We start from the raw sequence: 10,484 nt of genomic DNA, 5'->3' as shown, positions 1-10,484 counted from the left end.
CGTTGGAAGCCTTGGTATGACTGGGATGCCAAAACTAACCAAACGATTGATTAAATCGTTGGAAGCCTTGGTATATATGGTTTGCTAAAACTAACCAAACGTTTGATTAAAACGCTGGAAGCGTTGGTATGTCTGGTTTGCTAAAACTAAACAAACGATTGATTAAATCGTTGGAATCATTGGTATATATGGTTTGCTAAAACTAACCAAACGTTTGATTAAAACGCTGTAACCCTTGGTACGACTGGGATGCCAAAACTAATCAAACGTTTGATTAAAACGTTGGAAGCGTTGGTATGTCTGGCATGCCAAAACTAAACAAACGATTGATTAAATCTTTGGAGCCTTTGAAATGTCTGGTTTGCCAAAACTAACCAAACGTTTGATTAAAACGTTGGAAGAGTTGGTATGTATGGCTTGCTAAAACTAACCAAACGTTTGATTAAAACGCTAGAAGCCTTGGTATGACCCTTAAACTCTTTTATTGAGTATCTGATTTTGATAGGAATCCTCTAATATTTTCCTCTATTAATAGGGGAAGGATAATTCGAACGGTTGTGCCTTTTTGAGGCGCGCTTTTTACATTAATGGAGCCTTCGTGTAGATGTACTAATTGTTTAGTGATGGCCATTCCGAGTCCAGTTCCACTGCCGGAGTCGCTTGTATTTGTACCTCGATAGTAGCGATGAAAGAGTTTGTTGAGTGTTTCATTGTCCATGCCAATGCCATCATCTTCAATGGTAATCATCATAAGATGTTGTTCAATAGATGAAATTGATACCGTAATCACCGTACCAGAAGGATTATATTTGATGGCATTCGCTAGCAGGTTATCAATAATCCGTTGAAACCATTTGGGATCAATCGATGCGAAAATAGTTCCATTATGCGGCTGGAAGATGAATTCCTTCTCATTATTAGTTGGATCATTGATAGAATGAATAATAGTTCGACGGATAAATTCATTCATATCTACCTGTTCTTTTGCCATTGGTAAAGCTTGATTTTTTAAGCGATACGTTAAGGTTAAGTCCTCTAGTAAGTCCATCATATAGGTTGACTTTTCTGTTATGATTCCAGCGAATTCCCTTGTCTCTACCTCTGTCCAGGAATAATTTTCGGATTCAAGCATTTGCGCATAACCGGAAATGGAGGAAAGCGGCGTTTTTAAGTCATGGGAAAGACCACTAATCCATTCTTCACGGGTTTGTTTCATTTTCCGCCGTTGTGCTTCGTTTTGTTTTAGTATCTCTGTTAATTGTGAAAGGGTTGCAATAAGATCCTTGTACAAACGATACTTCCTTTTGAGTTTTCCCTTTTTATTTAACATCATTGGACGTTGATGGAGATCATGCGGCTGCTCAAATAAACCACTGCCAAGATTTTGAATCCATTTCATCATCATAATCAGTGGAACCCCGAATTTACGTGCATACCAAAATGTACCTATCAACAATAGCAGAAATAATGCAACAGGAATGACGACGAAACCTTTACTCATTGTTTTAAACAAGCTTACTTCAAGATTTGGGGTTGAACTTAAATCATGTAGGCCAACAATGATTGTTTGTTCTGACTTTGGATCAAAGTAAGCGGCATTGGAGTCTTGCTTTTTCTTTGATAAGCTGTGAAGTTCCTGAATTGAGTACGTAATGGGTTCCTTATGTGTACCGTATTGATCTACTACCTTTCCAGTTGAATCAATCAATTGAGCCCAGCCATTTTCTTCTTTCATTTGTTGAAGAGTGGCACCGGTAAGATGAAGCTGTGGATTTTTCCAATCAATATTTGCCTTTATTTCGTTTAAAAGACTTGTCTCCGCAATCTTTCTTCCGAATAAAATCAAGTACGGCTGCGGATAAGTTTTTTTTAACAGCCAATGCGTGTATTCCACAGAAGTAGAGCTATCTTGCAGCAGTAAAGAGGCCAGTTCACTTTGTGTAAAATGGGCGGGAACTTTTTCAGGAGCATGGTAAGACCCGATGACCTTCCCTTTTTGAGTTAGGACAAGGAGCCAGCCGTTTTGGTTCGCCGCCAGATGTTTTAATTCATCATCGAAAGTTGCTTTATTTCCATTTATCGTAATCCTATGAGAAAAAAAAGAGTCATTTGCCTTGGATAGATCCTGGGTAACCTCATTATTCATAATCGAAAAGCCAATGATTCCCCAAATGAAGATTAATAGAAAGAAAAATAGGATGAAAACAAGGATTAACTGGATAAAAAATTGAACTATAAAACGTTTATGGATGTTCATGGCTGCCACCATCAGGTACAAATTTATAGCCAAGCCCTCTTACGGTAATAATATGACGTGGCTTACTAGGATTGTCCTCGATTTTTTCCCTAAGCTTTCTAATGTGTACCATAACGGTATTATCCTCACCTAGAAATTCTTCGCCCCACACTTTTTCATAAAGCTGGTTTTTACTAAATAGCCGATTTGGATGTTTACAGAAGAACAGAAGGAGCTGATAGACCTGTGCTGGTAATTCTACTGTCCTTCCTTTTACGGTCACATCTCCAGAGAGTGTGTTTACATGGAGGGGGCCAAATTGGTAAAACGTTTTAGACGTATTTGTGATTTTTCCAGTGTGACGACGTAAATGCGCTTTAATCCTTGCAACGACTTCAAGGGGATTGAAGGGTTTTGTGATATAATCATCTGCGCCTAATGCAAAGCCCGAAAGTTTATCTAAATCTGTTGACCGAGCTGTCAGAAAGAATATAGGGGCATCGGTCGTTTCCCTAATGAGAGGGCAAATTTCAAAACCGCTGCGGTTGGGAAGCATCACATCCAAAAGGATTAAGTCATATCGTTTGGTTTGACATAAGGCAAGAGCCTCCTCAGCTGTACCTGCAGTATCAATAAAGTTAAATGCTTCTTTTTTTAGAATCGTGGTTAACATATGTAAAATGGCTTTCTCATCATCGACAATTAATAATTGTGGCTCGTGCATAAAGAAACTCCTATCCTATTTCAATCTATAAATTATCATATCACTCAGTTGTAAAAATTCTAGGAATTAAGGAGAAATTAAGGTGGATTTTTGAGTGGCTTAAGGAAGGAAACCTATAATATTGGTAAATAGATAAAAGGGATTAATAGTAGAATGAATGTGGAAAGGGGAATTCAAATATGTATGTAATCGGTAAAAGGGAATTTATGAGCTTATTCAAAGGGGTTAAATCATGTATAGTCATTGCGATTTTATTGTTAACCTCCTATTATTCAGCCAAGTTTGCTAATATATTTGCGACGGGGATCGAGCTTTCAGCAAAGGAAGTTGAAAATATTCACACGGTTGGTCTTTTGGGATTGTTGTTATTCCTCGGCCAATTATTTATAGCAGGACTTTCCCATGATACAATTAACCAAGAGACACACGAACGTACAATGCGATTTTTAGTAACAAGAACGTCAAGAACCTCCATTTTACTAGGAAAGTTTTTCGGTATTTGGTTGTTTTGGTTTATTTGTTTGACGGTTTCCTTCTTGCTTATCAGTATTTTTGCACAGAAGATCGATCTTTTCATTTTTTCTCAGACTATAAGTTTAGTAACCTTACAAATTTCCTTCACTATCTTACTTTCTGTCCTAATCCCTAAGCCTGGGTTTACCATGTTTTTGGGGATTGTGTTTGGATTGGCTTTTCCAATTTTGGGATTATGGGTTGTGTTTACATCGAACCTTTGGGTAAGCTGGACGAAGTTTTTAACCCCCTTTTATTATTTGGAACGAGATGACTTTACTTTTTTAGTGATTTTTATACTATCAGGTATCATGCTCTTTTTCGCCAATTTTATTTTTAAAAGGAGGGAATGCTGATGATTGCCATCGAAACAAAACAGCTGAAGAAATCGTATGGATCAGTGCCAATCGTAAAAGGAATTGATCTTTTCGTAGAAAAAGGAGAAATCTTTGGATTCTTAGGTCGTAACGGAGCTGGTAAATCTACCTTTATTAACATGTTAACCGGCATAATTCAACCAAGCTTTGGTACATACTCACTGTTAGGTGTAAAAGGTCCCAATGATCAAGTAAAGAAACGAGTTGGGGTAATGCCTGATTACTCCACTTTATATGGCTCTTTAACCTCAATCGAGCATTTAAAATATCTTTCAGCTTTGTCAGGACAGCCGGCTGGAATAGAATGGTGTTTGGAAGTACTAAAGTTAGTGGGCCTGGAATCACATGCCCGAAAAAAAGTGGCTAAATTTTCATTTGGAATGAAAAAGAAATTAGGGATTGCACTAGCCATTATCCATGATCCTGAGCTCCTTTTCCTTGATGAACCTACTTCCGGTTTAGATGCAGAATCTGCGATTCAAATCCATAAGCTGATCCGCGGGCTGCAAAAAAGAGGGAAGACCATATTCATGACATCCCATAATCTGGCTGAAGTAGAGAAGCTGTGTACCCGAATTGCGATTATGAAAGAAGGACGGATAGTCAATAGCGGCACAATGGATGAACTTAGAGCCTTATATCGGTCGACCATCAAGGTTAAGATCAAGCATTCTCCAGTACCGAACTCGGAACAGTTGAACTTACATCAGTGGCTCGAGTCAGCAGGAGCAGATCTAGAAATGAATGATCCCTATGTAACTATCACTGTAAAAGATGAGAAAAAAATTGCTGAAATAATTCGAGCTATTCAGCAGTGTAGGGCAGATGTCCTGCGTGTTGAAGTGGAAGAGCCATCGCTTGAAGACATATTTCTAGATGAATAACTTCGATGTCTAACAAAACAGTACGTCATCGAAATACAGAAGGAGATTTTTATGTATCATCAAATGAAAGGACCTCAAAAACGATTATCTAAGGATGCGGTGAAGGTATGGATTATAAGTGAAACGATTATGAATGTAATTGGATTCCTCATCCTTGGTATTTTACTCTATCTAGACTTTCGTTTTTCATGGAAAGAATGGATTGGCTGGATTATAAAGGGACTGCTCCTAATCACTGTGTTAGGTGCAGTCTGGTCATGGATTAATCCGTTTTTACTTTATAAAAACTGGCGCTATGATGTCGATGAAGAGTTTTTGCAATTAAAAGCAGGTGTAATAAATGAAAGGCATCAACTTGTCCCAATGACCAAAATACAATCAGTAGCAACCAAACAAGGGCCGTTGCTCAGAAAATATGGCCTCTGCTCTGTTTCCGTTGAAACGATGGGCTCCTCTCACACCATACCTGCACTGCCGAAGGAGATTGCCATTGAGTTAAGGAACCAAATTGCTCATTATGCAAAAATTAAGGAAGTGGAGTCATGACAAAAGTAAAACGATACCATCCACTTCTCATACTCTTTGATCTATGGCAGCTACTAAAGAACATTTTTTTCATTTTTATTTTTTTGTTTGTGATCAAGACAGGTTCACAATCACCCTTCATTACATATGGCAGGCTCCTTTTTTTTATTGTTTGTGGAGTATCGTTTATTTACATTATTTTAAAATGGTTCACCCATAAATATGGGCTTGATGATCGGTGCTTTTATCTTTACAAAGGAATTTTCAGCAAATCGGAGCGGACTATTCCATTTTCAAAAATTCAAAATGTTAATAGTCATACCTCTCTATTTCATCGGATGTTTAATGTAACTTCCATCAGCTTTGAAACAGGAATGACAGGTGAAGAAGCCGCTGTTAAATACGAAGTAGTTTCCAAAAAAGAAGCAGAGCGAATGGAAGAATATATAGCAAGTGCCGTACGCGAAAATGCTATGAATCTGAATCCATCGGAAATGGCTGTGGGAAAGGAAGATTCCAACCGAACCATTCATTTTAAGCCAATGAAAAAGGAACTCTTAAAAGCCAGCTTTACTTCTTTAAGCTTTCTCCTCTTTATCCCTTTACTGCTTTCTTTTTATTCCAAAGTGGATGATATCTTTCATGTGGTGGATCAAACAAAGGGGATTTTTTTCGCTATCATTGGTTCTTGGTGGGTTGTTACAACCATCGTAATTGTTCTCATCATTGCTTCCGTTGGTTTCGGAATCGCGCGGACATTTTTAAAATATGGAAAATATGAAATTTCCTCCGACCAAGACCGCATTTACATTACAAAAGGTGTCCTCGATGAAACGGCCTTTTCTATAGCAAAAGAAAAAGTGCAAGCAATTGAAATAAAACAGTCCATTCTGAAAAGATTGCTTGGCTTTGCTGAAGTGAAGCTGACTAGTGCTGGCAGCTTAAGTTTAGGGGAAGAGACACTTGAAATTAATTCACTCTATCCTTTCCTTCCGGTCGGGCGTGCCTATGATATGGTATCGGAAATTTTACCTGCTTATGAAATTACACAAAAGATGAAGCGGCTTCCTAAAAAATCCTTATGGGTCCGCGTGTTTAGCCCGAGTTGGATATGGATGATAGCATCGGCTGCTCTGTTTTATTTTAAGCCAGCTGTTCTAGGAATAGAGCAAGCATGGTGGATTATATCGGCTGCTTTGTTATTGGTGATCATTGCAGCAAGATGGTTAGATTTCTTACATACCCGATATATTTTGAATGATCGTTTTATTCAACTCAAAACAGGCACTCTGACTACGTCTTTATTTGTTTCCAAACGAGATAAAGTAATTGAAGTAAAAGTAACCCGGAATATTTTTCAAAAGTGGATAGGCCTTGCCTCAATAGGGACGATTAATCGAGCAAAACCGATACAGCATAATGGGATTGAGAATGTGCCAGTTGAATTTGCTGAATCGTTTTACAAGTGGTATATGGGGCGTGGAAAGGAAATTGAAATTGAATAAAAATGGTAACTTATTCCAATGTATCCAAATCTACCAGCTTGATGAACTGTATCGCATAATTGAATAACCATGAGAACAGAAATCTTTAACTAATAATCAAGGAATTTTCAATTAAGTAATCATACCTGTATAATGTAATCAACCTGATTAGAAGGAGAACCCTCTATGCGTTATTTAATTATCTTGATTATTGCTATTCCTGTAGCAGAAATAGGGTTACTACTTTTTTCTGGAAAAACAATTGGGGTTTGGCCAACATTACTCCTCATTATTTTAACTGGCGTAATGGGAGCGTATTTAGCGAAAAGAGAAGGCATACAAACCATTCGGAAAGCCCAGGAGCAGCTGCGAAATGGTCAAATTCCAGGTGAAGCTGTATTAGATGGAATATGTATTTTAATTGGTGGAATACTCCTGATTTTACCTGGCTTTATTACAGACATTAGCGGTTTTTTAATGCTTTTCCCCCCAACTAGACGACTATTTAAATTCCTTATGATTAGTTCTCTTCGGAAAAAGATTCAAAGAGGTAATATAAAAATAATCAAGTAAAAAAACGTCAATCTTCTTTTGGGGAGTTGACGTTTTTTTACGATACAAAGCAAGAAAACCAAATTCCATGGCAGGGAGTCGGATAGCAGCATACTACCTATAAAGTTGAGTAATGCCAATGGAGGAAAGGCTAGCTACCTGTTATCACCCTTACTAGAGAAACATATAAATTGTTGAGGAAAAAAGGAATGTTACTTTTTGACAAAATGATAATAGTTTTGCAGGGGATTAATGGATTTATGGATAATTATGTAAAAACAAATAGATTCTATAGAATTCATTCAGTGCGACCAATATGAAGATGGTAAGGAGTTTGCACAACTTGCTCCCAAGGTTCTTTACAATTTTTATACTCTGCACGTAAGGAACAAGTATATTAAGAGAATAAATTAATATTATCGTGATATGAGCACCTACAATTACTTGTAGGTGCTTATAATGTTTGAAAAAAGTAACATTCAAATAGATGGAAATATTATTCGACTAAGCCAATATTAGGGATTAAAATAAAGCTGTACATGTTTAGTACATTATTAAATTTACTTACCAGAGTCTTCATATTTGTTTTGATAAAACAATAAAAAGAGGTCCTAAATATGCTAGAAAAGATTTCAATTGGGAAAATGGCGAAACTGAATAATGTTTCGGTTCAAACCTTACATCATTATGATAAAATTGGGCTTCTATCACCAAGCTACACTGATCCAATAACAAACTATCGATATTACAGTATTAAGCAGTGCGCCAGTCTTGATTTTATTAAGTATCTAAAGTATATGGGTTTTACACTGCAAGAAATGTTGGAGTTTTTTACCAAAGAGGATGCTAAGTCAATTTCTAAGCTACTAGATGAACAAATTCATTTGATCGATCAAAAGATGAATGATCTGACGCAAATGAAAAGAACACTAGAGGTAGCATCTAAAAATTATAAAACATATATGCAAATTCAAAATATGGGCATAATTGAGCGAAATGTTCTTCCTGATAGAAAAATATATTGCTATGACGGTAAAAAAAATATTTATGAAGACCATCTAGAAACCTATGAATATATTTTAAGAGAGTTAAGGAATCAGGCACTTATTCATCAGTTTCCAACTTCGTATTTTTGCAATGTTGGCTCCATTACACGGATGGAAACGATTAAGCAGAGGAAGCTTACATCTACAGAAATTTTTATGCTTGTTGATGCTCATTTTTCCGAAATACAAGGGATTGAGATTCTTCCCGCTCAAGAATACGTAACGATTTATTGCGATCAATTTTCGAATGAGAGGGATTATGCATTTAAATTAATCGATTATATAGAGGAGCACAAACTAGAAATTGCAGGAGATTATATTTGTGAAGTTATTATTGAACTGCCTGAGTGGACACATGCTGAACGCCATATGATTATGAAGTTGCAAATTCCCGTAAAAAAAAATTCTAACAACTCTTGACCCTATTGTTACAATAGGGTTTACGATATAACTATAGAATTCTATAAACGCATATTAGCATGTGAAATACCGAGCAAACAATGGAGGGATTAATGATGCTAGAAAAAGTTCGTGTTATTCAATATGGTTGTGGAAAAATGGGTATGGTTAGCTTACGTTATCTGTATGACAAGGGTGCAGAAATTGTTGGAGCTATTGATGCAAATCCGGCTCTTATTGGTAAGGATATTGGTGAGGTAGCTGGATTGGGTGTTAAGCTAAATATCCCTGTTAGAAGTGATGCTGAGCAAGTATTCAATGAAACGGATGCAGATGTATGTATCATTATGACGAAAAGTTTAATGACAGATACGCTAGATGCTTTTGAATTAGCTGCTCGTCATGGAGTAAATGCCATTACTACTTGCGAAGAAGCCTTTTATCCATGGACAACTTCTCCTGAAATTACGAATCGTTTAGACCGATTAGCCAAAGAGCATAATTGTACGTTAACAGGATCTGGCTATCAGGATGTTTTCTGGGGCAACTTAATCACAACTTTAGCTGGTGCTACACATAATATTGTTCGCATCGAGGGTAAATCTAGCTATAATGTCGAACATTACGGAATTGCTCTCGCCGAGGTGCATGGAGCAGGCTTATCATTAGCAGAGTTTGACGAAAAAATTGCTAGCAATAATGATCTCCCATCCTTTATGAGAAATTCAAATGAATGGTTATGCTCACAATTTGGCTGGACCATTAAATCTCAGGATCAGAAATTGGTGCCAATGACACATGATACAGATTTATATTCAGAAACATTAGGGAAAACAATTCCTGCTGGTCATGCGACAGGAATGTCAGCTGTGGTAACGACTGTAACTCATCAAGGGCCGGTAATTGTAAGTGAATGTATCGGTAAGGTGTATGCTGAAGGTGAGAAGGATTGTAATGATTGGGTGATTCAAGGCGAGCCGGAAACATTAGTGAAAATCTCTAATCCGGCAACGGTAGAATTAACATGTGCAACAGTTGTTAACCGGATCCCTGATTTAATTAAAGCTGCTCCAGGCTTCTACACAACTGAAAAAATGCCGACAGCAAGCTATCGCACATATCCACTTCATTTTTATTTGAATAAATAAGAATATAGGGGCTGTCCCAAAAGTCGATGAAAATCGATTTTTGAGGACAGCCTTCATTTTTTACCAAAAAGGTACAACTAATGGATTTTTAGCTAGTTGTGCCTTTGTTCTATCTTATGAGAAAAGTCTAATCGCAAAATTTTTGATTGCCTGAGAAGAATGAAGTCGCGGTCCCAGGCCTATGGGATTTCAATATTTTTGTTCCTACTTTAAGAGGCATAAGAACCGCCCCAAAAAACTAATCAAACGTTTGATTAAAACGCTGGAAGCCTTGGTATGACTGGTATGGAAAAACTAACCAAACGTTTGATTAAATCGCTGGAAGCGTTGGTATGTCTCGTTTGCAAATACTAACCAAACGTTTGATTAAATCGCTGGAAGCGTTGTTATGTCTGGCATGCCAAAACTAATTAAACGATTGATTAAATCACTGGAAGCCTTGGTATGACTGGCATGGCAAAACTAATCAAACGTTTGATTAAAATGCTGGAAGCGTTGTTATGTCTGGCATGGCAAAACTAATCAAACGTTTGATTAAAATGCTGGAAGCGTTGTTATGTCTGGCATGCCAAAACTAATTAAACGATTGATTAAAT

General features: G+C 37.1%; 9 protein-coding genes. 7 read left to right on the top strand and 2 right to left on the bottom strand.

The genetic code is table 11. The features are described from left to right. Positions 1-481: 481 nt before the first annotated feature. Positions 482-2,257: a sensor histidine kinase gene (locus RTR43_RS12090; protein WP_312472192.1), complete on the bottom strand. Its 1,776-nt coding sequence runs from the start codon at positions 2,255-2,257 to the stop codon at positions 482-484. Beyond that, entirely contained in the window at positions 2,244-2,960 is a 717-nt protein-coding gene (locus RTR43_RS12085) for a response regulator transcription factor (protein ID WP_312472191.1), read from the bottom strand. Before RTR43_RS12085 ends, RTR43_RS12090 begins: the two co-directional genes overlap by 14 nt. Positions 2,961-3,139: 179 nt before the next feature. Here RTR43_RS12085 and RTR43_RS12080 point away from each other — a divergent pair, with 179 nt between their 5' ends. The 7 genes from RTR43_RS12080 to RTR43_RS12050 all read left to right on the top strand — a co-directional run bounded on the left by RTR43_RS12080 (position 3,140) and on the right by RTR43_RS12050 (position 9,888). Beyond that, positions 3,140-3,829: an ABC transporter permease gene (locus RTR43_RS12080; RefSeq protein WP_312472190.1), complete on the top strand. Its 690-nt coding sequence runs from the start codon at positions 3,140-3,142 to the stop codon at positions 3,827-3,829. Beyond that, positions 3,829-4,734 (top strand): ABC transporter ATP-binding protein, encoded by a 906-nt coding sequence (locus RTR43_RS12075; RefSeq protein ID WP_312472188.1) that lies wholly within the window; start codon positions 3,829-3,831, stop codon positions 4,732-4,734. Before RTR43_RS12080 ends, RTR43_RS12075 begins: the two co-directional genes overlap by 1 nt. Before the next feature lie 51 nt (positions 4,735-4,785). Then, positions 4,786-5,280 (top strand): PH domain-containing protein, encoded by a 495-nt coding sequence (locus RTR43_RS12070; protein WP_312472187.1) that lies wholly within the window; start codon positions 4,786-4,788, stop codon positions 5,278-5,280. Continuing rightward, positions 5,277-6,764 carry a PH domain-containing protein gene (locus RTR43_RS12065; protein WP_312472185.1) on the top strand — a complete coding sequence of 496 codons (1,488 nt, stop codon included), beginning with the start codon at positions 5,277-5,279 and terminating at the stop codon, positions 6,762-6,764. Before RTR43_RS12070 ends, RTR43_RS12065 begins: the two co-directional genes overlap by 4 nt. Before the next feature lie 165 nt (positions 6,765-6,929). Then, positions 6,930-7,316, top strand: coding sequence for an FxsA family protein (locus RTR43_RS12060; protein ID WP_312472184.1), 387 nt, complete (start codon positions 6,930-6,932; stop codon positions 7,314-7,316). A 596-nt stretch (positions 7,317-7,912) separates the two neighbouring features. After that, the gene (locus RTR43_RS12055) at positions 7,913-8,761 is read left to right on the top strand and encodes a MerR family transcriptional regulator (RefSeq protein WP_312472182.1); all 849 of its coding nucleotides are present in this window, start codon (positions 7,913-7,915) and stop codon (positions 8,759-8,761) included. Between the two features lie 92 nt (positions 8,762-8,853). Continuing rightward, complete coding sequence (locus tag RTR43_RS12050; protein WP_312472181.1) at positions 8,854-9,888, top strand: NAD(P)H-dependent amine dehydrogenase family protein; 1,035 nt, start codon at positions 8,854-8,856, stop codon at positions 9,886-9,888. Positions 9,889-10,484 lie beyond the last annotated feature (596 nt).

Origin of the sequence: Neobacillus sp., assembly GCF_031988165.1 — a bacterium.
Taxonomy (GTDB): Bacteria; Bacillota; Bacilli; order Bacillales; family Cytobacillaceae; genus Neobacillus; species Neobacillus rhizosphaerae.
Note: the sequence above shows the minus strand (reverse complement) of the source record. Positions and strands in the feature narration are given on the sequence as shown.

Bases quoted from the DNA above. Each gene is read 5' to 3' on its own strand.
- RTR43_RS12090 (WP_312472192.1), bottom strand. From the start codon at position 2,257: ATGAACATCCATAAACGTTTTATAGTTCAATTTTTTATCCAGTTAATC.
- RTR43_RS12085 (WP_312472191.1), bottom strand. From the start codon at position 2,960: ATGCACGAGCCACAATTATTAATTGTCGATGATGAGAAAGCCATTTTA.
- RTR43_RS12080 (WP_312472190.1), top strand. From the start codon at position 3,140: ATGTATGTAATCGGTAAAAGGGAATTTATGAGCTTATTCAAAGGGGTT.
- RTR43_RS12075 (WP_312472188.1), top strand. From the start codon at position 3,829: ATGATTGCCATCGAAACAAAACAGCTGAAGAAATCGTATGGATCAGTG.
- RTR43_RS12070 (WP_312472187.1), top strand. From the start codon at position 4,786: ATGTATCATCAAATGAAAGGACCTCAAAAACGATTATCTAAGGATGCG.
- RTR43_RS12065 (WP_312472185.1), top strand. From the start codon at position 5,277: ATGACAAAAGTAAAACGATACCATCCACTTCTCATACTCTTTGATCTA.
- RTR43_RS12060 (WP_312472184.1), top strand. From the start codon at position 6,930: ATGCGTTATTTAATTATCTTGATTATTGCTATTCCTGTAGCAGAAATA.
- RTR43_RS12055 (WP_312472182.1), top strand. From the start codon at position 7,913: ATGCTAGAAAAGATTTCAATTGGGAAAATGGCGAAACTGAATAATGTT.
- RTR43_RS12050 (WP_312472181.1), top strand. From the start codon at position 8,854: ATGATGCTAGAAAAAGTTCGTGTTATTCAATATGGTTGTGGAAAAATG.